This is a genomic window from Chitinivibrionales bacterium (genome assembly GCA_035516255.1).
Classification (GTDB): Bacteria; Fibrobacterota; Chitinivibrionia; order Chitinivibrionales; family FEN-1185; genus FEN-1185.
Map to the genome: position 1 here is coordinate 1 of DATJAL010000010.1, position 26,745 is coordinate 26,745.

The 26,745-nt window shown below is 55.5% G+C and carries 24 protein-coding genes; 20 read left to right on the forward strand and 4 right to left on the reverse strand.

Annotated features, from left to right (window positions below; all coding sequences use genetic code 11):
* The first annotated feature begins 213 nt into the window (after positions 1–213).
* Together pyrH and frr are read left to right on the forward strand one after the other, a co-directional pair.
* On the forward strand, positions 214–930 hold the full coding sequence (gene pyrH, locus VLX68_03625; GenBank protein ID HUI91317.1) for a UMP kinase: 717 nt from the start codon (positions 214–216) through the stop codon (positions 928–930).
* 2 nt (positions 931–932) lie between these two features.
* Entirely contained in the window at positions 933–1,496 is a 564-nt protein-coding gene (gene frr, locus VLX68_03630; GenBank protein ID HUI91318.1) for a ribosome recycling factor, read from the forward strand.
* Between the two features lie 55 nt (positions 1,497–1,551).
* Here the strand turns inward: frr and VLX68_03635 are convergent, their stop codons facing one another.
* Entirely contained in the window at positions 1,552–2,331 is a 780-nt protein-coding gene (locus VLX68_03635) for an inositol monophosphatase family protein (protein ID HUI91319.1), read from the reverse strand.
* 161 nt (positions 2,332–2,492) lie between these two features.
* On the opposite strand from VLX68_03635, the gene VLX68_03640 reads away from it, so the two are divergent.
* The 15 genes from VLX68_03640 to VLX68_03710 all read left to right on the forward strand — a co-directional run bounded on the left by VLX68_03640 (position 2,493) and on the right by VLX68_03710 (position 16,033).
* The gene (locus VLX68_03640; protein HUI91320.1) at positions 2,493–3,482 is read left to right on the forward strand and encodes a sugar phosphate nucleotidyltransferase; all 990 of its coding nucleotides are present in this window, start codon (positions 2,493–2,495) and stop codon (positions 3,480–3,482) included.
* Positions 3,483–3,522: 40 nt separating this feature from the next.
* Positions 3,523–4,152 (forward strand): Maf family protein, encoded by a 630-nt coding sequence (locus VLX68_03645; GenBank protein ID HUI91321.1) that lies wholly within the window; start codon positions 3,523–3,525, stop codon positions 4,150–4,152.
* A complete protein-coding gene (locus VLX68_03650; GenBank protein ID HUI91322.1) occupies positions 4,145–5,089 on the forward strand; it encodes a RodZ domain-containing protein in 945 nt (314 codons plus the stop codon). The genes VLX68_03645 and VLX68_03650 overlap by 8 nt, the downstream gene beginning before the upstream one ends.
* A gap of 66 nt (positions 5,090–5,155) precedes the next feature.
* Positions 5,156–5,950, forward strand: coding sequence for a TatD family hydrolase (locus VLX68_03655; protein ID HUI91323.1), 795 nt, complete (start codon positions 5,156–5,158; stop codon positions 5,948–5,950).
* A 93-nt stretch (positions 5,951–6,043) separates the two neighbouring features.
* Positions 6,044–6,352 carry a carboxymuconolactone decarboxylase family protein gene (locus tag VLX68_03660; GenBank protein ID HUI91324.1) on the forward strand — a complete coding sequence of 103 codons (309 nt, stop codon included), beginning with the start codon at positions 6,044–6,046 and terminating at the stop codon, positions 6,350–6,352.
* 110 nt (positions 6,353–6,462) lie between these two features.
* Positions 6,463–7,185 (forward strand): MBL fold metallo-hydrolase, encoded by a 723-nt coding sequence (locus VLX68_03665; protein ID HUI91325.1) that lies wholly within the window; start codon positions 6,463–6,465, stop codon positions 7,183–7,185.
* A gap of 519 nt (positions 7,186–7,704) precedes the next feature.
* Entirely contained in the window at positions 7,705–8,787 is a 1,083-nt protein-coding gene (gene hisC / locus VLX68_03670; protein HUI91326.1) for a histidinol-phosphate transaminase, read from the forward strand.
* A 36-nt stretch (positions 8,788–8,823) separates the two neighbouring features.
* Complete coding sequence (gene hisB / locus VLX68_03675; protein ID HUI91327.1) at positions 8,824–9,414, forward strand: imidazoleglycerol-phosphate dehydratase HisB; 591 nt, start codon at positions 8,824–8,826, stop codon at positions 9,412–9,414.
* Entirely contained in the window at positions 9,414–10,556 is a 1,143-nt protein-coding gene (locus VLX68_03680) for a hypothetical protein (protein ID HUI91328.1), read from the forward strand. Before hisB ends, VLX68_03680 begins: the two co-directional genes overlap by 1 nt.
* Positions 10,557–10,656: 100 nt before the next feature.
* Positions 10,657–11,700 carry an SPOR domain-containing protein gene (locus tag VLX68_03685; protein HUI91329.1) on the forward strand — a complete coding sequence of 348 codons (1,044 nt, stop codon included), beginning with the start codon at positions 10,657–10,659 and terminating at the stop codon, positions 11,698–11,700.
* 320 nt (positions 11,701–12,020) lie between these two features.
* A complete protein-coding gene (gene rimO / locus VLX68_03690; protein ID HUI91330.1) occupies positions 12,021–13,313 on the forward strand; it encodes a 30S ribosomal protein S12 methylthiotransferase RimO in 1,293 nt (430 codons plus the stop codon).
* A gap of 113 nt (positions 13,314–13,426) precedes the next feature.
* Positions 13,427–13,723, forward strand: a complete 297-nt coding sequence (locus tag VLX68_03695) for a zinc ribbon domain-containing protein (protein HUI91331.1) — start codon at positions 13,427–13,429, stop codon at positions 13,721–13,723.
* A gap of 81 nt (positions 13,724–13,804) precedes the next feature.
* Complete coding sequence (gene obgE, locus VLX68_03700; protein HUI91332.1) at positions 13,805–14,791, forward strand: GTPase ObgE; 987 nt, start codon at positions 13,805–13,807, stop codon at positions 14,789–14,791.
* 2 nt (positions 14,792–14,793) lie between these two features.
* On the forward strand, positions 14,794–15,255 hold the full coding sequence (gene rimI / locus VLX68_03705; protein HUI91333.1) for a ribosomal protein S18-alanine N-acetyltransferase: 462 nt from the start codon (positions 14,794–14,796) through the stop codon (positions 15,253–15,255).
* Between the two features lie 193 nt (positions 15,256–15,448).
* Positions 15,449–16,033: a CDP-alcohol phosphatidyltransferase family protein gene (locus tag VLX68_03710; GenBank protein HUI91334.1), complete on the forward strand. Its 585-nt coding sequence runs from the start codon at positions 15,449–15,451 to the stop codon at positions 16,031–16,033.
* 466 nt (positions 16,034–16,499) lie between these two features.
* Here the strand turns inward: VLX68_03710 and VLX68_03715 are convergent, their stop codons facing one another.
* The 3 genes from VLX68_03715 to VLX68_03725 form a co-directional block, all read right to left on the reverse strand.
* Positions 16,500–17,399, reverse strand: a complete 900-nt coding sequence (locus VLX68_03715) for a hypothetical protein (GenBank protein HUI91335.1) — start codon at positions 17,397–17,399, stop codon at positions 16,500–16,502.
* A gap of 484 nt (positions 17,400–17,883) precedes the next feature.
* Entirely contained in the window at positions 17,884–19,470 is a 1,587-nt protein-coding gene (locus VLX68_03720) for a DegQ family serine endoprotease (protein ID HUI91336.1), read from the reverse strand.
* 384 nt (positions 19,471–19,854) lie between these two features.
* Positions 19,855–21,390, reverse strand: a complete 1,536-nt coding sequence (locus VLX68_03725) for an IMP dehydrogenase (GenBank protein HUI91337.1) — start codon at positions 21,388–21,390, stop codon at positions 19,855–19,857.
* A gap of 886 nt (positions 21,391–22,276) precedes the next feature.
* Here VLX68_03725 and VLX68_03730 point away from each other — a divergent pair.
* From VLX68_03730 to VLX68_03740, 3 genes are all read left to right on the forward strand, one after another.
* Complete coding sequence (locus VLX68_03730; protein HUI91338.1) at positions 22,277–23,188, forward strand: methyltransferase domain-containing protein; 912 nt, start codon at positions 22,277–22,279, stop codon at positions 23,186–23,188.
* A 132-nt stretch (positions 23,189–23,320) separates the two neighbouring features.
* The gene (tssI, locus tag VLX68_03735) at positions 23,321–25,486 is read left to right on the forward strand and encodes a type VI secretion system tip protein TssI/VgrG (protein HUI91339.1); all 2,166 of its coding nucleotides are present in this window, start codon (positions 23,321–23,323) and stop codon (positions 25,484–25,486) included.
* Between the two features lie 89 nt (positions 25,487–25,575).
* Complete coding sequence (locus VLX68_03740) at positions 25,576–26,619, forward strand: hypothetical protein (protein HUI91340.1); 1,044 nt, start codon at positions 25,576–25,578, stop codon at positions 26,617–26,619.
* Positions 26,620–26,745 lie beyond the last annotated feature (126 nt).

Here is a 26,745-nt window from a genome sequence, read left to right on the forward strand (position 1 = left end):
TCTTTCCTGAGGTTGCCAACAACTGGACTGCTTCCCGTTTGAACGCATCGTCATACTTCTTACGTGACGTAGACATACACACCTCCAAGAACAAAGATAAATTTGGTTCTCGGAGTGTCCAAATTCAGGAGTACACCTCAATAAGCATAGCTCCCCATCCCCATTTGCAAGGGGGATGAGGGTCGGTTTTACCGGCAACCACGTCAACGTTCTATGCTGAAACCTGTTTACAAAAGAATACTCCTCAAACTTTCCGGTGAAGCGCTTGCCGGCACCAAGGGCTTTGGCGTTGACCAAGGCGTGATCAGCCAAATCGCAGGCGAAATCAAGGAAATCACCAAGGCCGGCGTCCAAACCGGCATTGTGATCGGCGCCGGAAACATCTTCCGCGGCGCCGCTGCCGAAGACCTCGACCGCACTGCCGCCGATACCATCGGCATGATCGCCACCATCATCAATTCCCTCTTTCTTAAGCAATATTTGGAAAAAGCAGGGCTTAGCGCCTGCGTCATGAGCGCTATTCCCATCCCCAAGGCCGCTGAATACTACGTTGCCGAGACCGCAATTCGGCACCTTGAAAACGGCAGCGTGGTGATCGTCGCGGGCGGCACCGGAAATCCTTTCTTTACAACCGACACTGCGGCCGCGTTGCGCTGCGCGGAAATAAAAGCCGACGTGCTGCTCAAGGCCACGAAAGTGGACGGCGTGTACGACAGCGATCCGGTCAAAAACAAAAAGGCGAAGAAATTCGACACCATCTCGCACGCGGAGGCGCTCGCGAAAAACCTCAAGGTCATGGATGCTGCCGCCCTGTCGCTGTGCATGGAGAACAACATCCCGATCATCGTTTTCAAACTGCTCGAACGCGGCAACCTCCGCAAATGCGTGGAGGGCTCGCCGATTGGAACCATTGTCAAAAAGGGAGAATGACCATGGGATTAAGCGCAACCATTTACGCTGAAACCGACCAACGCATGAAGAAGACCATCGAAAACCTCAAGAAGGACTTTTCGCGCATCCGCACCGGCCGCGCGAGCGCAACGCTGCTCGACGGCATCACGGTCGACTACTACGGCTCACCCATGCCCGTGAGCCAGACCGCAGCCATCTCCATCCCTGACGCGCGCATGATCATGATCCAGCCGTGGGAAAAAAGCATGCTCGGCCCGATCGAAAAGGCGATCCAGGCCTCCGACCTCGGCCTCAACCCGCTCAACGACGGCAACGTGATCCGGCTGCCCATTCCGCCGCTGTCCGAGGAGCGCAGAGCCGAGCTCTTCAAGCACTGCAAGAAAATCAGCGAGGACTGCAAAGTGGCGGTGCGCAACATCAGACGCGACTCGAACGAAAAACTCAAAAAGGCCGAGAAAGACAAGCAGGTGACGCAGGATGAGGGCAAGAAGGGGCAGGATGAAATACAGAAATTGACGGATAAGCACATTAAGTCGGTTGATGAGATGCTGGTGGTGAAGGAGAAGGAGATAATGGAGCTGTAAGGTATTTATTTGATGATTGATATATAAAAAAGGGCCCGCTGAGGCGGGCCCTTTTTTATTCCTTCCAGCTTGCTATCCGTAAGAAATCATCATGAATCCTTCCATTCGATACTATCGTACTTTTTGAGGTCAAGCTCAAATCTCTTCCATCCCTGTCGCTGCATTTTCCCCCCGCCTCCTTTATTATAAGCATGCCGGCGGCGAAATCCCACGGTGACAGTTTGTACTCGAAATGCCCGTCGAACCTTCCGCATGCCACCCAGCACAAATCGAGCGCGGCGCTGCCGAGCCGCCGTATGCCGCGAATGTCGGCTTTGAACAGCGACCGGACCGTATCAATGGTTTTTTCCATGAGGGCACCGCGGTCGTAGTAGAAACCGGTGGTGATGATGGATTCGGAAAGCCTGGCGGTGTTCGAAACGGCGATTTTTTTATCGTTGAGAAAGGCTCCTTTTCCCTTTTCCGCACAAAAAAGTTCGTTGCGCACGGGATCGTAAATCACGCCCGCCATCACCTCGCCTTTTTCCGCATAGGCGATGGAGACGCAGAAATGGGGGATGCCGTGCGCGTAGTTGTTGGTGCCGTCGAGCGGATCGACGATCCAGAGATGACCGGCAAGCGTGTCCGTGTTTTCGCGGCGCTCCTCGGCAAGCACTTGATGCAGGGGAAATTTTTTTTCAATCAGGGCGACAATCGCCTCCTCGGCCTCAAGGTCCGCTTCGGTCACAAGGTTGTTCTTCGTCTTCTCATACGAGCCGCCTTTTCCGAATTTTTTCATTATGATATCAGCAGCTGCGCTGGCGGCTTGGCCGGCAGTTGAAATGATCTCGTTCATGGAAAATACCTTTGGTAAACTTTTTATTTATTCTTGCCTAGTAACCCGTTCCCAGTCTTATTTTATTTAAATAATTGCTTTTTTTCCACATCTTCGGAAAAATCAACGTTGTTTTTATTTAACCATAATAGTATAAATCAGGCATCAAATCAAGGACAGGTATGAAAGTTGTCATTCCGGTAGCAGGCATGGGAACGCGGCTCCAACCGCATACGTTCAGCACTCCCAAGTCCCTGATGCACGTGGCGGGAAAACCGATTCTGGGGCATATCCTTGACAGCATCAAGGGCGTCGCCGCAGAGGAAGTCATATTCGTAACGGGCCCGATGGGCAACAAGATACGCTCTTATGTCAAGGCCCATTACAATTTGAAAACCAAGTTCATTGACCAGAAGGAGCCTTTGGGACTGGGACATGCCATCAGCTGCGCCGCGCCGTTTTTCGGCCCCTCTGCCGTGCTCATCGTGCTCGGCGACACCATTCTCGATTTTGACATCAAAAAATTCGTGAACTCGGAAACGTCGGTGCTCGGCGTGAAATACGTTGAAAGCGGTGCCCGGCAGTTCGGCATCGCGTTCACGGCGAAAAACGGGGTGGTGAAAAAGCTCGTTGAAAAACCGGATCTGGAATCCGGGCTTGCGGTCGTGGGGCTGTACTTCGTGCGCGACGGCAGGCTCCTTGCCGCCACCCTCGCCACCATGGTGAAAAACGGCGAAAAGACGACGGCGGAATACCAGCTCACCGACGCGCTCCAGCGCATGATTGACAAAGGGCATATTTTCTCGACGGCCGAGATCCAGGGATGGTTCGACTGCGGCGGCATGAAGGCGCTTCTGGCCACCAACCGGTACCTGCTCCCCCGCAACTCGAACGCCCAGACGCCCCGCCGCGTGCTCAACAGCAACATCGTGGTGCCGCCGGTCAACATCCATGAATCTTGCGAGATCGACCAGTCCATCATCGGGCCGTTCGTGACCATCGCCGAAGGCGCGAAAATCAACCGCTGCCAGATCGCGGACAGCATCATCGAGAGCAACGCGTCGGTGAGCCAGTGCGTCCTCGAAAACTCGATCATCGGCGCCAACGCGGTGCTCAAGGGAAAAAAGATCAACCTCAATCTCGGCGATTCCTCGATCGTCGAGCTCGGGTGAGCCGCCGGCGCGGCGTGCGGGACGTTGCAGGGCTCGGCGAATGACAAGTATATTTACCTCCGTGTGGAGAAACCCTGACCGGCCCGTTATTCTCGCCTCGCAATCTCCCCGGCGGCGCGACATCATGTCCCTCATGGGGTTCGACTTTGAGGTGATGGCGCCCTCGGTGGAAGACGAGAATGTTTTTTTCAACGGCGGGACCATCGGGGAATCGCTGGAGGCGCTCGCGGCCGCAAAGGCGCAGTCGGTTTCCGTGAAAAAGCCCTCGGCGCTGGTGCTCGGCGCCGACACCATAGTGTGCGTTGAAAAGGCGGTGCTCGGAAAACCCGCAGGCAAGGCGGAAGCCGCGGAAATGCTCGGACGGTTGTCGGGCAGGACGCATTCCGTGTACACCTCGGTGGCGCTGCTGTGCGCCCAATGCGGTTTTAGCGCCCGGGCAACCGGGGAGACAAAAGTGGTGTTCTGCAAACTGTCGGCCAGCGACATCGACGACTACCTGGCCCGCGAAGAGTACCGCGACAAGGCCGGCGCCTACGCCATCCAGGGCAGGGCCCTGGTGTTTATTGACAGAATAGAAGGATGCTATTACAACGTGGTGGGGCTGCCGGTGCAAAAGACCATCGCGCTCTTTACCGCCTATATGACCCGAAAGGACGCTCATCATGCCTGACGAACCCGGCGCAGCCGAACAGCAAAAACCAGAGCCGCAGCAGCCCGAGCTGGTGGGAGACCTGCTCCGTAAAGAGCGAATCGCCCGGCGCGTCGCGCTCGAGACCATTGCCAAGGACCTCAAGCTCGACGTGAAATACGTGCGGGCGCTTGAATCAAACGACTACAACAACCTGCCCTCCGCGCCCTACATCCGCGTGTACCTCCGTTCGGTGGCCAAATACCTCCAGCTCGATCCCGAGGCCATTCTTAAAAAATTCTATGAAGAGCGCGGCATCCACGATGAAAAATTCCGCAAGGGCAGCGACACGCAGATCGTGATCACCATGGTCGACAAAGGCAACAAAAGAGAAGTGAAGCCGTGGATGGTCATTCTTGCCGTGATTGTCGCGCTGGCCATCATCGTCGTTCTTGCAAAGAAAATGGGCACTGTTACCCCAGAGACACCGGCGCCCAAACCCGCCGCCGCCAAGCCGGACACGCAGCACGTTGCGCATGCCAAGCCACCCGCGCCAGACTCCAGCCTCGACAGCCTTATCGGAAGGCTCATTCCGCACGACACCGCCGCTGCAAAAGCGGCCGCTGCTGCGGACACCCAGAACAAACCGCTTGCCGTGGCAAAGGACACGCTCGCGCAGACCAAGCGCACCCTGAGCTTTGAACTGAAGGCGACCAAGGATTCAGTATGGGTGCAGGTCTTTTCCGACGGCGTTTCGTGGAAAAACTGGCTCAAACCGGGCCAGACCAAGCGGTGCTTTGCGCGCGACAGCTTCAACGTACACGTGGGGAACAACAGCTGTATCGAGTACACCTTTAACGGCAAGAAGTTCGGGATCGAGGCAAAAGACGTTGCCATTTTCAAGCTCGGCCGGGGCATGCTGCTGCCCGAAATCTGGACCCTGGCCAGATGGAATACCGTTTTTAAAAACCGCACTTAATTTTTGTTCAAGGTTTTTTTCTGTTTTCTCTGCGTCTCTAGTGTAATTTTTTTGGGTTGATTCCTCATGCCTGTTTGGACAGACTCCCACGCTCATCTTTACGATTGCGACACAGCTGCGCTCGACGCGCTGATTGCCTCGGCGAAAAAAAACGGCGTTCACCGCGTTCTTAACGCCGCAACGTCGCTTGCCGCAAGCCGCACCGTTGTTTCGCAATGCGCAGGCCGGCCCGCGCTTCTTTGCGGCGTGGGCATTTCGCCGTTTGACGTGAAAAACAATCCCAACACATGGGAAACGCAGCTTGCTGACCTGGCCGCAAGGCCCGGTGTTGTCGCTATAGGCGAGACCGGTATTGACGCGACAAATCCTTCTTATCCTGATCTTAGTCTTCAGATTGCGTTTTTTGAAAAACACCTTTCGCTTGCAATACGGCTCGGCCTTCCCGCCATCATCCATTCGCGCGGGTGCGAGCAAAAGGCGCTTGACATTTGCGTGTCTTCCGGAGTAACTCGTGCCGTTTTTCATTGCTACACCGGCGACGAGGACACGATGAAGAAAATTATTGGTGCGGGATATTATATCTCTTTTTCCGGCATCGTCACCTTTACCAATTCACCTCTTGGCTCTCTTGTTAAAACCGCATCGCTTGATTTCATGCTCATAGAAACAGATTCGCCGTATTTGGCGCCAGTGCCATATCGGGGAAAAACCAATCAGCCCGCGTGGGTGGCGCTGGTGGGAAAAAAGGTGGCGGAAATGAGAGGGATGGATGAGGAGGAACTTTCAGGTACGCTGGAAAGAAATTTTGGCAGATTGTTCTTAAAGAATAAAACAGCCCCGCTGCCAACGATATTTTTATGAATATGCCGTTTATTTCATCATCCTGCGGTCACGATCAAATGTCGATTATGAGCTACAAAGTTTTCACCTGAAACCTTTTTCCAAGGAGCTTTTATGCCACCCAATCCATTGTCCGTCATTTACAAACTCGACCCGGACCTTCAGTCCCACGTTGAGGCCGTAAACAAATTCGTCTATTCCGACGGAGCATTGCCGAAAAAGTACAAGCTCATCATGGCGCTCGCGTTCGATGCCGCACACGGCGCGGTGCCGGGCGTGCGCTCGCTCGCGTCCTCGGCCCTACAGGCCGGCGCGACCAAGGAGGAGATCGTCGAGGCCGTGCGCGTCGCGTACCTGCTCACCGGCGTGCCCGCGCTGTTCACCGCGTCGCAGGGATTGGCGGAGATGGCAGAAGAGAAATAAATAACGGCACCGAATAAAATTGATGACAAAATTGTTGCAAAGAGGCTGAAAGGTACTGGCTTTGATTTACTGTAAGGAAACGCATTTCTAAGAAGTTAGGTGATTCAGTCATGAAATTCATCTTCTCCTGCATTCTTCTCATTATACTTAATGAATATGCATTTCCCAACCTTCAAAAAATCCACCGCATCAGCATTCTCGGCTCAAACGTTTTCATTCTTGAATCAGATTCCTCGCTCGTTATGATCGACGCGGGATATGCGGGGCACGAGAAATCCATTCTTGACACAATAGTAACGCTGAAGAAACCGTTAAAGCTGATATTCATCACCCATGGCCATTTCGACCATTACGGGTGCGCAAAGGCGGTGCATGATAAAACCGGCGCGCCGATCGGTGTGCACCGCCTGGATGAGAAGTATCTGTGCGAGGGCAGAACGCCGATTGACAAGGTAAACTTCGCGGGCTTTTTCGGAAGGCTCTTGCTTCCCCTGGCAGAAATGATTTGGAGACCGCCCAGGCAATGCCCGGACATCGTTTTCAACGACAACGACTCGCTTGACCGGTTCGGGCTACGCGCGAAAATCGTTCACACGCCGGGCCATACTCCTGGCTCGTGCTCCGTCATCGTTCAAGACAGCATCGCCTTTGTGGGGGACCTGCTCACCAATTCCCCGAAATTCGACAAGCAACGATTTTACGGCACCGATTGGAGGCAGATAGATTCTAGTTTGGTAAAACTCTGCCGGTATAAATTCAGCATGGTGTATATCGGACATAAAAGCAAGACAACTGACAAAGCGGAATTGTTGAGACTGATAAAGGAGAAATAAATATAAAAATTATCTTGTTGGGGGAAGTTCAGTCTGTCTCATACCTTCCTAAATAATCATGGCGCCTGCCGGTCACGGCACCGGTTCTCCCTCCGGTCTCGCCTTCGGCTCGGGCTGCCACAGCGCGAGACCGCTTTGCGGCGGCGTCCGGGCAGCACCGCGCTCTAGCGACGGCCTCCGGTCGCCCCTGGCGCGGAAAGTCAGCCTGTTTTTTTCTGGCAATATTATTGTCTTTTTTCCGCAGAATAATAGCTCTCGCTGCCGCCGTCGTATCGCCAGCCACTAAGTCTCTCCGCGAATCACGGGAGTATCGGCGCCAAAGAGGGGGTGTGCCCCGCAATGTAGAGATGCAGCTCGCTGCGTCTCTACATGTGGGGCCAGGGGGAGACTTCCCCCTCCAGATACTTTTTATTTGTATTCCTTTTCCACTCTATCCCATTAGCTGCCCTCATCCGAATTAATTTATATTGTTATATTGTAAACGATTAAATTCCATGGTCGAATTTTAAGAAAATCATTATGGACCTGAACGATTCTCTCTCCCTTATCAACGAGCGCATCCGCACGCTCAAGCGGTATCATCTTGAGCCCGAAGAGACGGACATCAAGCTCAACCAGAATGAAAACCCGTACGACGTTCCTGACGACCTCAAGAAGGAGATCGCCGCATTCTGCCTCAAGCGGCCCATCAACCGGTACCCGAACTTCGTGCCGGACGGGCTCAAGGCAAAGCTGTCGAAATTCTCGGGTGTGCCGGCGGACGGCATCATCGTGGGCAACGGCTCAAACGAGATGCTGCTCGTGCTGCTTTTGTCGCTGACGCGGCAGGACGGCGACGTGATATTGTGCCAGCCCACGTTCACCCTGTACCGGCTTCTCGCAACCGGCATCGGCGCTGTCGAGCGCACCGTCATGCTCAAAAACGACCTGACCTTTGACGTGAAGAAAATCTGCGAAGCAGCGGAAAAGTTCCCGCGCTCGCTCATGATCCTGTGCTCGCCCAATAATCCCACCGGGTGTACGCTGAGCGAACCTGACATTAAAAACGTTCTTGCGGCGCACACCGGTTTTCTGGTGCTCGACCAGGCATACGTGGAATTCGGCGGCTTCAGCGCGATCCCGCTTTTGAAAAGCAACCCGAACCTCATCGTAACGCGGACCTTTTCCAAGGCGTTTTCGGGCGCGGGGCTGCGCTTGGGCTATATGCTGGGCGCGCCCGGCGTGATCCAGGAGATAAACAAGATAAAGCTCCCGTACAATATCAACTTTTTCTCCGAGCATGTTGCCGGGGTGCTTCTTGACAACGCGGAAGCGCTCAAGCCGCGGGTGCAGGAGCTTTCGGCGCGCAGGGATTCGCTGTTTGCGTTCCTGAAAACCATGCCGTTTGACGCGGTGTATCCGAGCGCGGCGAATTTCATACAGTTCAGAACCAAGCGCAAAGACGAGCTGTTTTCGTTCCTGAAGAAAAAAAGCATCCTTATCCGCGACATATCGCAGTATCCCCTGTGCGAGAACTGCCTGCGGGTCAACGTGGGCTCAAACGACGAGACGCTGGCGTTTCAGAACGCAGTAAAGGAGTTTTTCAAGCCCGACGCCGCGTAAACTGACGTTATGACTGATACCATGAAAGGACCAGCCATGCTGCGAAAAGCAAAAATAACGAGAAAGACCAAGGAAACGGACATCGGCTGCGAGCTCGCCGTTGACGGCAACGGATCCGCATCAGTCAAGAGCGGGAACTCGTTTTTCGACCACATGCTCACGCTGCTGGCCAAGCACGGCCTGTTCACCCTCACCGTGCGCTGCAAGGGCGACACCGACGTTGACTTCCACCACAGCGCCGAGGACATCGGCATTTGCCTGGGCCAGGCGCTGCACCAGGCGCTGGGAAACCACGCGGGCATCACGCGCTTCGGCACGGCCTACGTGCCCATGGACGAGTCGCTCGCCCGCGTGTGCATCGACATCAGCGGAAGGCCGAACCTTGTTTACAACGTGCGGCTCACCACCTCGCACGTCAACGACTTCGAATGCGACCTGGCGCAGGACTTTTTCAAGGCCTTCACCGACCACGGCCGCATCACCATGCACGTCGACCTGTTGCGCGGCAGGAACAGCCATCATTCGCTCGAGGCCGTCTTCAAGGCGTTTTCCCGAGCGCTCGCGCAGGCCTGCGCCATAAACCCGAAGGCTGCGAAGGCCATTCCGTCGTCAAAGGGTATTTTATAGTGCGCAGGAGCACGTCATCTGTTTTTTCCCCGCGCGCCGGGATCGTTGCGGCGCTTGCGTGCCTTGCCTTGTGGTGCGGCCAGGGCATGTGCAAAAAACCAGACCTGCCGTTGCCGTATCTTATTTTGCGCAGCGTGCAGACGCCGCGCGAGCTGGTGTTTCCGCATTTTCCCGCCCAGTACACCGTGCCCATTGCCCTGTCGGGCTCCATTGCGGACGAAATGGCGAAAACGCTGCAGGCCGCGGGCCTCGAAACGCCCTACTACGAGGAGGCCCTTGACAAATCGCAACAGTTCCGCCTTGTCGTGGCGAACAAAAACTATTCGCTCGAGACGCGCGACCTGCTTTCCGGCGTTCTCAACCCGGTTGAGATGATCGACATCGTGGTGTCGTCTGCGCTCAAATACCGGCAGGACGAGCAGTTCGGCGCCATCGCCAACGAGACCAGCGCAACGATGACGTCGCGGCGGGTCCAGGGCAGGACCATGCTCACCATCACGCTGGTTCCCCGTGGAAAATATTTCGCCTACGCCTATGAGGACCTCGGCGCGTACATCCGTGAATCGTGGATGAGCGTCGCCACCTGCGTCATGGATTCGGCCTCGCGCTGCGTGTACGAGCTCTCCCTGCAGAAAAAAAGCCGAACCTTTGCGTCCGACCAGACCCAGAAACCGCCCGTTGACAGCTCGACGCTCCGCTACGCCTTTTCGTATGCCGCGATCGGCGGCGCGCTCATGCCCACGGCGCTTTTCCTCTCTGTCAATGGCGAACCTTCGCTTGTCCTCGAGGCGTCCTACCGCAGGGAGGGAAAATTCCTCGTGTTTGACACGAGGAAAATCTGCTGCATGACCCCCAAGGCGGCGGGCCGCGATTCGTCGTGCCTTTTGATGACCTACGGCGCCTACGCGGCGAACCGCGCGCCGCAGCCGCCAAAACAGGAAGCGGCGCCGCAGGCCTATGTGCAGAGCATGGAAAAGGCGGCAGCGATTTCGCGAAAGGCGCTCTCCTGCATCAGAGACGGCAGGCTCGATGACGCCGTGGCAATGCTCAAAAAAGTCGTTGCCGACTTCCCTGAAACGCCGCAAGCCGTTGAGGCGCGCAAGCTTCTGACCGGCCTTCCGGGCGGCGCCGCCCCGCGCTGAACGCACGCCCCGGTAAAAAAGTATGGATTTTTCGCTGCAAGTATTGTAGTTTTTGTTATAGTGCAGTGCCTTTAGTCAATTTTCTCATGAAGGAGGAACTATGCACGGAAAAACACTCCTGGGACTTGCAACCGCCATCGCTCTCACGCTGTTCCTATGTTTTTCGATTGCAGGGTGCGCGAAAAAGAAACCGGCGGAGGCCAAGATGCCCCAGACGACGCAGCTCTCCAAGCAAATACCGGGCGCCGACACCTCCGACGTGTTCAAGGAATTTTATTCCGAGGACACGGCGAAAAAGAAGGCCGCGGCCGCACCAAAGAAATCCGCAAAACAGGAAACGTTCTCCACGGCTTCCGCCGCGGAATTTTCCGAGAACGGCCGCTACACGGTGCAGGTGTCCTGCGTCAAGTCGCAGTCGTTTGCCAATTCGATGGTTTCAAAACTGAAGGACAAGGGATATCCGGCCTACGTGGCTGAGGTCCAGAACCCGACGCCGAACCTGAGCGGCACCTTTTACCGCGTGCGCATCGGCGGATTTGACAAGGTGGCAAATGCAAAATCGTTCGGCGAAAACACCCTGATCGCCAACGGCTACGAATACTGGGTCGACAAGAAATCAAACGACAACGTGGGCATGGAAGGCTACGGGCTCGGCTCGGGAAGCGCGGGCAGCAGCGCGGCGGGCAGCTACAACGCCGCCAGTCCCCCAACGCAGCCCTCGACACAACCCTCCTCGAGTTTCGGATCGTCAAGCTCAACGGAAAGCTCGTTCGGCTCCTCTACGTCTTCGGGCACATCGGGGTCGAGCTCGTTCGGGAGCTCGTCGCCGGGCACCACAGGCTCGAGTTCATTCGAGAGCTCGCCGTCGTCGGGCACGGGCACAACGGGCTCGAGCTCCTTCGGAAGCTCCTCGTCGTCGTTCGAAAGCAGCGGATCCTCGTCAACCACGCCGTCGTCATCGGGCACCACGAGCGGCTCCTCGACCTCGAGCGGATTCGGAAGTTCCGGTTCGTCAACTTCCTCTACGCCGTCGTCCTCTTCTTCCTCGACGCCGTCATCGTCGGGAAGCTCGTTCGGCTCGACCCCCTCGAGCAGCGGCACCGGCGCCACGGGCGGCGCAAAGGACACGTCGGGCGGCTGGTAACCCGGCGGATCGTTAATTTGACAAAGGCCGGCAAATGCCGGCCTTTTTTTATTTGTTCATCAAGTATTTTTTACGGCAGATTAAGGTTGCATTTTACTGATGACCTACATCACGAGATACAACGCCGTTCGTGCTGAGCCTATCAAAGCATGAACGTTCACCCTTCGATACGCTCAAGGCGAACGGCTGTCAAGCATACCTTACTCCTTTCGATAGCAATGGAATAATCAATCGTGCAATGCCGCTTTTTCGAGATATCCAAGAAAAATCATGAATGATCAAATCAAAGTGTCATGCTATCAATCATAAAAGGATTTCCTGTGCCCACAGTCGCCCTTCACAATCTCGGCTGCAGCAAGAACCAGATCGACGGCGAGCGGATGCTCGGCGCGCTCGTCAAGGCCGGGTTTTCCGCAACCGATGATTTTTCCAAGGCCGACGTCATCATCGTCAACACCTGCGCGTTTATCCGGGAAGCGATACAGGAAGCGATCGACGCCATCCTTGACATGGCGCGCTATAAAAAAACAGCGGCATGCAAAACGCTCGCGGTCGCGGGCTGTTTTTCCGAGCGTTTCAGAAACGAGGCGCGCAACCGCCTTCCGGAGGTGGATGTCTGGCTCGGTGTGCACGACTGGGCCGCGCGGCTTAAAAAGATGTTTCACACCGGCAGTGCTTCAACCGCCGGCCGCATTCTGTTTCCGCCCATTGCCACGCAATACCTGAAAATCGCCGAAGGATGCTCCCGGCGCTGCAGCTTCTGCGTGATCCCCGCGGTCCGCGGTCCGCACAAAAGCCGGCCGGAAAGGGAAATCATCACTGAGGCGCAGTGGCTCTATTCCGAGGGCGTCCGGGAATGCATTCTTGTTTCGCAAGACACTTCAAACTATGGAAAAGACAGCGGCGGCTCGCTTGTACACTTGCTCGAACACCTCCTCGCGAAAACGAAATTCCCCTGGATACGGCTCATGTACCTGCATCCGCAATGCGTGGGTGAAGGCTTGCTGCACCTTGTCGCACAGGAAAAGCGGCTGCTCCCCTATTTCGACATTCCGTTGCAGCACATCTGCGACGAAATCCTGGCTTCCATGAAGCGGCGGCCGCTTTCAAAAGGCATATACCGGCTTCTCGACCGCATCCGGGCCATGGTGCCTGACGCCGCGATACGCACCACGCTCATCGCGGGATATCCGGGCGAGACAAACCGGCATTTTGATGAACTGCTTGCGTTTGTGGAAAAAGCGCGTTTCGAGCACCTCGGCGTTTTCCCCTATTCGCCGGAAAAAGGCACGGCCGCTTTCCGGATGCGAAAACGGCCGCCGGCCGATACGGCCAACCGGCGCTGCGAACAGATCATGGCGCTGCAGCGCGAGATCAACGCCGCACGCTGCGCGTCACTCAAGGGCAAAACCATTGACGTCATTGTTGACGGACCGGCGCAGGACAACAGGCATGCTACCGGCGCGCAGGAGGGAAGAACAAAATGGGACGCGCCCGAGGTTGACGACACGGTGATCATTCCCGGCGGCGGCGCTCCAGCCGGTGCCATTGTGCCTATGACCGTTTTTTCTTCCGGCGATTACGAGCTTTTTGCGCGGCTTGCGTCGCGTTGACTGATTTCTCCTGCATGATGTATCTTTGACCTCTGATTTTTATAATTTCAATGATTTACTTGATTTTAAATAGAGAATAAGATTTTTTTAATAGCCGGAGTGCAATAAAAACAATGCCTACCTACGATTACGAATGCGAAAAATGTGGACTGGTGTTCGAGGAGTTCCAGCGCATCACCGAGCCGCCGCTCACCGTGTGTAAGAGGCCGGGCTGCGGCGGAACGGTCAAGCGCCTCATCTCGCCCGGCGCGGGGTTCCTGTTCAAGGGAAGCGGGTTTTACAGCACGGATTACCGGTCGGAATCGTATAAGAAGCAAGCGAAAAGTGATACAAGTTCTTCGACCACCGATTTGAAATCTGGGAATGCAGGAAAAAAGAGCCAAGATAAAAAAAGCTCAGGCGATAAATAGACTGAGGATACAATAAAACAGCTTTGATCTTTTCAAATATATCAATCTCGACTCCCAACTCATCATTATTGACTATCCTCCATGTTCATCGATGAATCCCTCATCACGGTCAAAGGCGGCAGCGGCGGCAACGGGTGCTTTGCCTATCTGCGGGAAAAGTACCGTCCCCGCGGCGGGCCCAGCGGCGGCAGCGGCGGAAAGGGCGGCAGCGTTTTTCTTCAGGGCTCGCACGACCTCCACACGCTCGCCGACCTCGAGTTCCGGCGGCACTACGCCGCGGGCGGCGGCGCGAGCGGCAGGGGCGGCAACAAGGACGGCAGGGACGGCCAGGACATCATCATCCATGTGCCGCTCGGAACCGTGGTGAGCGACGCGGATTCGGGCGAGCAACTTTTCGACGCGGTTGACGGTTCGGAAACATTCTGCGCCGCGCGCGGCGGCGCCGGCGGAAGGGGAAACGCGGAGCTCAGGACGCGGAAAAACCCGCTCCCCGACCATGCCGAACCGGGGGAGCCGGGCGAGGAAAAGCGGCTCAGGCTCGAGCTCAAGCTGCTCGCGGACGTGGGGCTCGTGGGCAGGCCCAATGCGGGAAAATCAACGTTTCTGTCCTGCATCTCGGCGGCAAAGCCGAAAATCGCTGACTATCCCTTCACCACAACGCGGCCGTTTCTCGGCATCGTGGCCGTCGAGGGGTTTCAATCATTCGTGGTGGCGGACATACCGGGTCTTATCCAGAATTCGCATTTGGGAAAGGGACTCGGCATAAAATTCCTCAGGCACATCGAGCGGACGCGCGTTCTTGCATTGCTGATTCCCGCCGATTCCGAGGACCCTCTTGCCGAGGCGGCGCTTCTGACGCACGAGCTTGAGGCGTACAGCCCGCTGCTTGCCCGGAAACCGAAATGCTTCATTATGTCGAAGAGCGATCTTTGCGCCGAGCGTCTCCGGCCACCCAGGGGATGGCTTGCCATGTCGTCAATCACGGGCCGCGGCGTGAAGCCGGTGCTTAAGAAGCTCAAGGCAATGCTTGAAGCCGCCGGCGGCGCGGGCGCGGCGGAAGGGGCATGAGCATGGAGCGCTGCCCCGTTTTCATCAGGCCCGCGGCGGGAAACGACCTTGCCGCGATTCTTGACATAGAGAAATACTGCTGCACCGTGACGTGGAACCTCTCGTCGTTCAGGAGCGAGCTATCGGGTGAAAACCGCATCAACCTCGTGGCGCAGGCCTACGACGGCCCGCTCTGCGGTTTTATTTTTTCCATGCTTGCCGCCGACGAGCTCGAAATCAACACCCTTGCCGTGGGTCCAACCTATCAGCGGCTCGGGATCGCGCAGAAGCTCCTGGCCGCGGCGGCGCAGGCCGGTTTCAGCCGCGGCGCGGAAACCATGCACCTTGAGGTGCGCTCCCGCAACAGGCCCGCGGTCTGCCTCTACGAAAAGCTGGGCTTCGAGGTGCGATGGATCCGGAAGAAGTATTATTCCGACAACGGCGACGACGCCATCGTGATGTCGAAATCCATCGAAGTGCTTTAACCCGAAAAAAATCACCACGGAGGCACGGAGAGCACGGAGAATTCTAGATACACAATAAATCAAAAATGAATCCTTCTGTTTATTACCTCTTGTCATCAACCTAACGTTTGTATATTTTTTTATGGTGCGGCGGCTGCCGTTTCCTGCCGGCCGTTTCCCGGCCCGCGCTTTTCATTCATCGCCAGAAATCGTTATGCCGTTGACCTTGGCAAACAGAATCACCATTCTGCGGATCTTCGCCGTTCCGCTGTTTGTGGCCGCGCTGCTGTATTACACCACCGGCGTCGCCAAGGGCGCGCCGGAAATCGTGCTGCGGTGGGTTGCCACGGGAATCTTTCTGGGGATTTTTCTTTTCGACGCTGTTGACGGCTACCTCGCGCGCATACGCAGGGAAATCACCGCCTTGGGCACCCTGCTCGATCCGCTCGCCGATAAGGCGGTACTGGTGTCCGCCCTCATTCTTCTTTCCGACCCCGCGGCCGAAAAGGCGTTTTCGCCCCATCTGCCGATTTGGTTCATGATCGCCGCGGTGAGCCGCGACGCCATTCTCGTGATCGGCGGACTCATCATCCAGAGCATCATGGGCAGCGTGAGGGTGCAGCCGCGCATCACCGGAAAAATCACCACCTTTTTCCAGGGGACGATAATCTTCTGGGTACTTGTGGGCCTGCCCGCTTCCCCGTTTCTGTGGCTACTGTACATAGCCGCGTTCTTCACGGCCGTTTCTGCGGTGCAATACCTGCTTGATGGGATTAGGCAGTTGGAAAAAGCAAAATAGGCCTTCGGCTCGGGCTGCCACGGCGCGAGGACGCTTCGCGGCGGCGGAGATTATCACCTTGTAAAGCAGCAGTGACGCCAGCGAAAGCAATCAGCGGCTATTCCTTTTTCATCTCGCAGAAAAATTGTGCAACAATAATTGATCCATTAAGAAGTCATTAACAAATCGGGAAAAGGTTGGAGCCACCAAATATGGCAGACTAATCAAAAACTCCGCCGACGCGCCAGTGTGGACTGGAGTGGTGCGCTGGAGCGCATTGCCGGCCGACCCACGCCGAAGGCGACTCGGGCGGTCCGGCAACTAGGCCGAATGGCCGAGCCCGGAAGGAGACACGGAGCCTTCCGACCGCAATGTCAATAGCGGTTGGAAGGCAGGCGCCCTGCTCATTATTATTATTCAAAAACAGAGGCACTCTCGTTTATCAAAAGAAAGTGCCTCTTAAAATCAAAATAAAATTGCCATGTAATTAAAACTTCTTCTCCTGCTTGAAATCTTCAGACATTCCATACTCTCCCGAGAACGGAATCCACCGGTCCTGGCTGTGGTCGGTGACGGTGGAATCGTAGGTCTTTTCCACCTTTTTTTCCCAAATCTTCTTGTTGTCCTTCTCGGTCATGGTCTCGAAGTTCTGGCGGACGCATTTGAACCGGTCCACGGCGATCATGACGGTGTCCCCCAGGCAGTCCCACGTGCCGTACGACTCGAATGCCCAGTCTTCCTTGAGGTTTTTCGCGCTCTGCCCCTTCTTGGTCTCCACCAGTTTGACTTTGCCGTCCTTGAAAAAATCAAAGACCTTTTTCTCCACCGCGTTGATTGACTTGTCCGTCTCACTCTTCGTGGGGTTCACGCACACCCATTCGCCGGGAAGCCGATCCTTGAGCTCCTTTGCACGAGCTTCGTTGAACCGCAACACCGGCAGCAGGTTTAGGGTCTTATTACAATTGTCCTCGATTTGGTAAATAAACGACTTCTGCACAAAGGTGTTGATCACGGCCATGGCACTGTCGAGCTTCTTGAGCTGCATGCCCGTGAATTCCGTTTTCGCCTTGTTGAGCACCGCCATTACCGAATCGGTGTAGGCCTTCATGCGGCCGGAATTTTCCGAATACAGCGCCTCGGCCTGCGCGATGAGTATCCGCGCCGAATCAAGGCACTTCCTGGCCCTGGTTTTCTCATCCTTCTGTTTGGAATAGCTGGCACCGTACAGGTACTTTACCGCGTCGGAAAGCGAGCTGTCCGGTACACCCTTTGCCTTTAACTCGTTGACACGTGCTTGAGCGTCGTCAATGGCCTGCTGACTGACGCTGCATCCTCCCAGCAGTATAACGCTTAAGGCCAGGGGAACCATGAAAACCAGTTTCTTCATATTTTTTCCTCCTACAAAAGGGCTGACAATTATACAATGGGCTTTCACGCCTATAGAAATAAGATATGTAGGCTTGGTATGTCAAGAATATTTAGGCGGGGGATTAATAATTATTGAGTCTTGAAAATAGTTTAAGAAAGGCTGGGCGTTCCCCTGCTTCGCAGGGCCGGCCGTCCTTCCGGTCCACCCCTTCGGGTGCTTCTCCCTCGTCAGGGATTTCCAAGGGTCACAAGGGTCGTCGTCCTTCGGCTCGGGCTGCCACGGCCCCTCTATGCCTTCGGCGAGTGCCGGGCAGCACCGCGCTCCAGCGCGGCCTCCAGTCCTGCCTGGGCATAAGTAAACTGCCATTCCTGTAATTACTCCCCTCTCCGATTCGGAGAGGGGCAGGGGGTGAGGTCTCAACGAAAAAAAGAAAAACCTTTCCAAATAATAAGAATGCCGCTTTTTTCAAAGCGGCATTCTTATCATCCATCAATAATCAATTTTATTTCCCCCGCAGGGTAAATGCCACGAACATCGAGTTCTGGCCCCTGCGGATGAGGAGCAGCACCGAAGTTCCCGGCTTGATCGATTTTGCGACCTTGGTGAACTCCTTTACCGACGAAACAGGCTGACGGTTTATTTCCTGCACCACGTCGCCCGGCTGCACGCCCTCGCCCGCGGCCTGCGACGCCTGGTCCACGTCGGTGACCACCACGCCGGTAACGTCGCTCGCGATGCTGAACTGCTGTCTTGTCTCTTCCGTCAAGTTCGTCACGCTCAGACCGAGCTGAGAACCGGTGTCGGCGCCGCCCTCGGGCTGCTTTTCGCCGCCCGACGACAGTTTGTTCACCGCGGCCTCGTCGCGCTCGTTAAGCACCACGTTCACGGTGATTTCCTTTCCGCCCCTGAAAACGACGACCGGGATTTTCTTGCCGGGCTGGATGCCGGCCACGGTGTTTTTCAGCTCGTTTGAGGTCTCCACCGCTTTCCCGTCCACCGACAGCACCACGTCGCCGCGCTTGATGCCGGCCCTGTCGGCCGGCTGGCCCTTGAACACGTCGCCGATGAGCACGCCCTTGCGGTTGCCCAGGCCCAGCGCGCTGCGCATCGCGTCATTGATGTCCTGGATCTGCACGCCGAGCCAGCCGCGCGTCACCTTGCCGTTGTAAATGATGTCTTCCATGACGCGGCGCGCCATGTTGATGGGGATGGCCATGCCGATGCCCATGAACCCGCCCGAGGTGGTGTAGATCATGGTGTTGATGCCGATGAGCTCGCCGTCAAGATTGACAAGCGCGCCTCCCGAGTTCCCCGGGTTGATGGCGGCGTCGGTTTGGATGTAGTTCTGGTACTGCGTGGGGTTCTTGTCGTCGCGCCTGCCGAGCGCCGACACGATGCCCTGCGTCACGGTCGAGGTGAGGGCGAACGGGTTGCCCACGGCCATCACCCACTCACCCACGCGCAGCTTGTCCGAGTCGCCGATGTACGCGACCGTAAGGTCCTTCGCCTCGCCCTTGATCTTGATCACCGCGACATCGGACAGCGAGTCGACGCCCACGATGGAGGCCTGGAAGGTGCGCTTGTCGGCCGTTCTCACCTCGATCTCGTCCGCGCCGTGCACCACGTGGTAATTCGTGAGAATGTATCCGTCCTTCGAAACGATCACGCCGGAGCCGAGCCCCTGCTGGCGCCGGAACTGTTTCTTGGGCTGCTGCTGGGGCTGCCGCTTCTGGTTACCGTGGCCGCGCGGCACGTTGAAGAACTGGTCAAAGGGGAACCCCGGGTCCTCGTCCCCGAAAAACTGGTAAAAGGGGTTGTTGTTGAACACCACGGTGTCGATCTGCGTGGGTATCACGCTCACCACCGACGGGATCACCTTGTCCGCGATGTCGGCGAAAATCGTCTTGAACGACTGGAAATCGGGCGTGGTCTTTACTTCTGGCTTTTCCTTTGCGCCGAAGGTGATTGAGCCCTTGTCGGGCCGCTTGCCGCTGTCGGCGAACGAGAATTTGCATTCAGCGACAAAAAGGCTGAACGCAAGAAGAAGAAACATGGTAATGGGAAGCGTGCGTTTGATAAAAGGTGCCATGGGAAACATCCTTTCTTGATGGCAAAAAGGAGAATTTTTCAGTTTATTTTCGCTCACAATATTTCGATTCTGTTCGGAAAAAATTGTTTGAAAGCTCTGCGCTTTCCCCTTCCTTTTTCAATTGGACTTTTGTCAAAGGACTAATGTCACTCCCGCGAAAGCGGGAGTCCATCTTCTCTGGTGAAATTTCAACCATGGATTCCCGCTTTCGCGGGAATGACACGTGGAGCGAAGCGGATATATGTACCGATTACCTATAATATTTGTTAACAACGTGCGGTGAATTTTACCAAACTTAAATAGTTAAGGAACCACCGCTTCAAAGTCATATCAAGATTGGATTTAACTTTTACGGGAACGGCCCGAGAATCAAACAACTTTATTTTACTTTAAAATTTCCTGGTCCATGGTCTTGACATTCGACGTGCCGCCCTCCACGAACGACTGCTCCGAAACGCGCGTAAGCACCGCGGTCTTCCTGAACTCCGCGAGGGTGAGCGCGCCCGCGTTGCACATGGTGGATTTGAGCTTTGCGAGGGTGACGCCGAGCACGTCGGCAAGCGAGCCCACCACCGGCACATAGCCGTCAACGCCCTCCTCGAACGAAAATTCCGCCTCGCTCTCGCCGCTGTAGCGCTGCCAGTTGCGGGCGCGGTTTGAGCCCTCGCCCCAATACGGTTTGTAAAGCCTTCCGCCGATGGACACCTTGGGCGTCGGGCTCTCGTTGGTCATGGCGAAATACCTTCCCATCATCACGAAATCGGCGCCCATGGCCAGCGCGATGATGATCTGCGTGTCGTTGGCAAGCCCGCCGTCTGAGCACACCGGGACATATATGCCAGTTTCCTTAAAGTAGGCGTCGCGTGCGGCCACAACGTCCATGAGCGCCGACGCCTGGCCCCGCCCGATGCCCTTCTGCTCGCGCGTGATGCAGATGGAGCCGCCGCCGATGCCGACCTTGACAAAGTCAACTTTGGCCTCGCGGGCGAGGTAGAGGAAGCCGGCCGCGTCCACCACGTTGCCGCCGCCCACCACCACGCGGGTGCCGTAGTTCTTTTGCACCCACAGGGCCGCGTCGCGCTGGAACTCGGTGTAACCGTCCGACGAATCGAAGCAGAGCACGTCGGCGCCGGCCGCGATGAGCTCCGGCACCCGCTGCTTGAAGTCGTGCGTGTTGACCCCGCATCCCACGGCGAGCCGCTTCTTCTCGTCGAGCATTTCAAAGGGGTTCTTGATGTGGTCGATGTAGTCCTTTTTAAATACCAGCGACTGGAGGCGTCCCTTTTTGTCAAGCACGGGCAAGCACTCCTTCTTGCACTTGCGGAGTATCTTGTTCGCCTCGTGGAGCGATATCCCCGCCTCGCCGAACACCACATTTTTCTTCGAGGTCATGAATTTCGACACGGGCGCGTTCAGGTCGTCCTCGAATTCCCAGAAATCCTTGTCCGTGAGGATGCCGAGGAACTTTCCGTTCTTCGACCCGTCGTCGGTCACCGGCATGGTGGAATGCCCCGTTCGCCTGCTGATGGCAACGGCCTCCGACAACTTGCTGCCGGGCCTGAGGTTCGAATCGCTCGGCACGAACCCGGCCTTGTGCTGCTTGACGCGCGCGACCATCTCCGCCTGGCTCTCGATGGACTGCGAGCAGAAGATGAAGGCAAGGCCGCCCTTGCGGGCAAGGCCGATGGCGAGGTCGGCGCCCGACACGGCCTGCATGCTCGCCGACACGAACGGCACGTTGAGCATGAAGGGGCTGTTTGAGCCCTTCTTGAATTTGGCGACCGGAGTCTTCAGGTCCACGTTGGCCGGAACGTTTTTGGTGGTGGTGAGCCCCGGGATGATGAGGAACTCGGAAAAGGTGCGGGAAATTTCGTCAAGGATTTTCGCCACGGTGACCTCGCTTTGTTCTTGATAAAACAAAAACGCACCTCCGGCCTGCCGGAAGCGCGTTTGAATGTTGGAAGGTATCCATGATTAAAAATATATCAAAAAAGGGGTGGGAGGCAAAATCTGATAAATAGAAAAAAGATTTCAAGAAAAATTAAAAAGCTGGTAGGGCCTCACCGGCCCTAAAACCCGGCAGGGAAAATGCTCATTATAACAACCCCCGAACCCCCTTGGAAAGGGGGAAATAGATCTTTAACAAAAATTCTAATTGTAAAAACCAAATATCCCACCAATAACAGACATGATCCCCAATAACATGCCTAGTCCACCAGCTTGTAATGAACCTTTCTTGCCCATTTTCAGCCTGATAAATGATAAGATTTTCGATTTACCGGCAAAATCATAAAGAGCGCTTATAAAGAAAAAAGACGGCAATAAGTAACATGTCAATTGTTTTTTGTAAACACTTCATTTCTTTTCACTCCCGTGAATATTTTACATTAACATTTTGATCTTGCCTTATTTATCATAAATTCCTATACTGATGAAAATGTTTGCCACGACTGCTAATACAATCAAAATTAAAGAAAAATGATGCCATAAATATTTTTTGCAGAATGCGAAATAACCATTCTCCTAGTCTCAACAACAACTTTTACCAAGCAATAAAGCAAGGCAAGGAATGGAAAAAAGGCGAGATAGGGATATGCCCGGTCAATCAATGGAATATTGAACAATGCAAAAACTTATCCAAAGGGATAAATAATTGACAATATACTTATAACAAATATTTTTCGCATGGATTTCTCCATCCACGGATAGTTTCGCATTACCCCCATCATCTTGAAACTGCTTGCGTCTAATGTTTATAATCTAAATCATTCCCTCCCCGCCATGCCTTCACCTATCTTTTGTAATCATGGCCGGCACCTTTTTCATCAATCTCCGCAACACACTCTTCAAACCCCAGAAGCTCTGGTATGTCCTTTTGCGCTGGTACAAAACCAATTTTCTCTGGCAGCGCCGTTTCAACAGCCTTCGCGAGCCGAAAGTCTCGGCGGAAATCATAGACACGCCCGAAACCTATACAAGAATCATTTCCGACCTGGGCGCCGCGGGCATCCCGGTGAAGACGGTGTCCATTGACAAAGACGAATACGAACGGTATTGCGCTGCCGCGCGGTATCGGCGGTTCCCGGAATACCTCAAGGGCGGCCGCACCCCGGAATTTCCCAAAAAATCACTGGAGCATTTTCTTGCCGCAAAGCTTCTTGGGCTAAATGCCCACGACCGCTACATCGACGTGGCGAACAACAATTCGCCGGTGCCGGAGATGTATTCGGAGCTGTACGGCTGCACCAGTTACCGGCAGGACCTCGCGTTTGAATCTGCGTTGACGGACCACGTGATCGGCGGCAACGCGGATAACATGCCTGTTGCCAATGACTTTGCGAGCGCCATGGCGCTTCACTGCTCCTTCGAACATTTCGAAGGCGGCTCAGATACCGGTTTTATCCGCGAGGCGCAGCGGGTGCTTTCGCCGGGCGGCAGGGTGGTCATTGTCCCGCTGTACCTTTTCACGCATTACGCCGTTATCACCGACCCGTCGGTGCTGCCGAAGGAAGGCATTTTCTTCGAGCCCGACGCTACCCTGCATTGCCTCAAGGGTTATGGGAACCGCCACGGCAGGATTTACGACGTACCGCATTTTGTCAATAGAATCTATCACCACCGCGGACAGATGAACATGCAGCTGTTTTATTTTGAAAACACCATGGACATCGATCCTTCCGGCTGCGTCCGGTTTGCGGCGCTCCTGCAAAAGCCGTGACGTTTGGCCTGTGACACCTGTCACAAATCCCGCGTTCCCCCTATTATATATTTCTGTAGGCATCCGCCTGCTGTCGAATGCCATTTCCTAAAAGCGGAAATTCTTCCCTGACAATTACAAGGAGGCTCCTCCATGCCAGCCAAAAAAGCAAACCAACCGCAATTCTATTTTTTCAGCGGCAGCCTTGCCAAGGAAACCTTTGAGGTCATCAATTTTTCCGGCACCGACGCGGTATCATCGGTGTATTCGTTCGGCATCGAGCTCATCTCGCAAAAGGACGATATTTCCGCCGACGACGTCATCAACAAGGCGGCGACGCTGTATGTATTTCGTGACGGCGAATACTACCCTTATTCGGGCATCGTGTCCGAATTCCGGTTTTTGGGCAGGGGATACGGCCGCGCGAACTACAGCGTGACCCTGGTGCCGCGGCTGTGGCTCCTTTCCCTCAACATGCAGACCCGCATTTTCCAGAAGAAAAAAGTGAACCAGATCGTCAAGCAGGTGCTCGACGACGCGAACCTGTCCGATTCGTACGCGTTTCAGGTTGACGAAGGAAAATATCCCGAACTTGAGTACGTAGTACAATATCAGGAATCAGACCTCGATTTCATCTCGAGGCTCATGGAGGCGGCGGGCATCTGGTACTTCTTCAAGGAAAATCCCATTCTTGCCGAAGAGCTCGACGGCTGCGGCGCCGAACAGATGGTGATCACCGACAAGGCGTCGTCGTTCGAATTCATTTCCTCCGCGTCCGACCTCCTGTTCAGGTCGGCCTCGGGCATGGCGGAGCAGATTGACACAAGCGACAAGGAATCGGTGGACGCCATCGAGCTGCACCGCAGGATCATCCCGAAGGAAGTGCTGCTCAAGGATTTCAACTACCGCACGCCGGAAATAGACCTCAAGGGCCGCAAGCCGGTGAAGTCCGGCGACGCCGGCACGGTGTACCGCTACGGCGGCCATTTCAAGAACACCACCGAGGCTGACCGCTGCGCCGAGATCGAGGCCAACCGGCTCGCGTCGCAGAAGGTGCGCATGGAGGGCAACAGCAACTGCCGCGGCATGCGCGCCGGAAAGCGCTTCACCCTGCAGGAGCATTTCCTCGACAGCCTGAACGGCAAGTACGTGCTCACGCGGGTGGCGCACCGCGGCACCCACACCACCGAAGGCGACGGTACCTACACCTACGCCAACAGCTTCGTCTGCATCCCGGCGTCGCAGGCCGAACTGTTCCGGCCGCCGCTTGCGACCCCTGTTCCGCGCGTGAGCGGCATCATGACCGCGGCCGTGGAGGCCAACGGATCGAGCTACGCGGGCCTTGACGACATGGGCCGGTACAAGGTGCGCATGCCCTTTGACTTGTCAAACGCGAAAAACTATGAAGCGTCGCGCTACCTCCGCCTCGCGCAGCCGTATGCGGGCTCCAATTACGGCATGCACTTCCCGTCCCACGAGGGCGCAGAGATGGTCTGGGCCTGCATCGACGGCGACCCCAACCGCCCGCTGGGCCTCTCCATGGTGCCCAACGCCAACACCGTTTCGCCGGTGGTGAGCGCAAACAAGCAGCAGAACATCATCCGCACCGCCGGCGGCAACGAGTTCCTCCTTGACGACGACGACGGCAAGCAGATGGCGCGGCTCACCACCAAATCGCAGCACACGCTCGAAATGGACGACGACCAGAAATGCGTTTTTCTCCAGACCAAGGACAAAAACAAACTTCTCCTCGATGACAAAAACGAATGCGTTTCGTGGAACGCCAAGGACCACTCCATCACCATGACCTACAAGAGCGGCAGCGAGGGCATCGTGATCACCACCAAGGAAGGCCACGTGATAAACATCGACGACAAGAACAAGAAATTGACAATCCAGACAAAGGCCGGCAACCTCATGGAAATGGACGACGACGGAAAGAAGATCGGCCTCACCGATTCGGCGGGCAAGAACAAGGTGACGCTCGACGGAAACGGCGGCAAGCTGCTGCTCGACTCGCAGGGCGAGATCACGATAAGCGCGTCGAAGGACCTCACGATCACTGCGGCCAACATCAAGATGACGTCGCAGGGGAAAATCGAGGAAAAGGCCACTGGCGATTACACCGTCAAGGCGATGAAGATAAGCCAGAGTGCGGACATGGACGTTGAGGCCAAGGCAGGCATGAACTTCTCGGCGGAGGGCCAGATGAACGCGACGCTCAAGGGCGGCATGCAGACCAAGATCGACGGCATGATGACCGAAGTGGGCGGCAGCGCCATGGCAAAGGTAAAAGGCGGGATCGTGATGATCAACTGAACGGATTGCCGGTCTTTCGTGCATTCGGGCAGTGGAATATGGCATTTTATGAATGACCCAACCCATAAAAACCAAACAAAGGATCACTTATGATTATCAAAATCAACCGGCTCTTCTCGCTTTCCCTCACGCTGATGTTCTCCGCCCTGCTTTCTCAAAGCTTTGCCATTGTCTACATCGTGACCGACACGCTAACCGTGCTGGGAAAAACCGCGATCGTGCGCGCGTCATCGGAATATATGGGCGCCAGGAACGCGCCGAGCATCAACAAACTTCCCAACATTTTCGACAATGACTCAACCACCTACTGGCAGCAAGCCGGCGAGGTGACCGGCGAGCAGCAATGGATCGACATTAAATTCTCCGAGAAACGGCAATTCAAAGGCATGATCTTCGGCGCCGGGTGCAGAAAAGATTACATATGCCTTGAAGACAACACCGTGCCCACCAAAATGAAAATCAAGCTCGACGAAAAGCCCGCCTTCGAATACACCTGCGACTGGGACGCCAAGGCCGAACCACCCACGACCCTGACGCGCGAAGAAGTGAACATGCGGAAAGGTTTCATCTGGTTCGACTGCGACACGCCCTTCACCACGGCGCTCATTCAGATAAAATTCGAGGATACCCGGAAAGGCGCGCGGTATGACCTGCTCTGCATGTCGGATTTCGAGCTTCTGGACCCGACCGACAACCGGTTCGACCTCTTCGACATCCTTTCGAAGCTTACCATAAACCCCAACGATCTCGGCGTCATCAAATCGCCGGCGCTGACGATCGGCGACGACGACCCCTGGCGGATAAAAACATACATCGACAGTCTTTACAGCAGCGAACCATCGGCGGCATGGAAGCAGGACTCTGCGAAAATAGAAAAAGGCCTGAACACCGGCATGCGCGCCATCAGCGACGGCGAACAAGTCACGAAGCTCATCGCGGTCCTCAAGACGCTTTTGATTAAAAACGGCAAAATGGTCCGGTTCCGGCAGGACGGCCGCACCACCTATTATATGATGCAGTCGGGCACCATTTTTCTCGGCGGTAAGCAATGGGACATCTGGCGGTACATTTCAACCATCCCCACGTCGAAAGGGATCGAAGTGACGATCAGATATGTTCCGTTTGCTAATTAGGAATATAAAATTGCCACAGAGACACAGAGAACACAGAAAAAATGAGAGTGAATGATAATGCAATAACTGAAAAGGCGATTGGAGGTGCCATTGAAGTACATAAAGCGTCTCAAGCAAGCCAGGGCC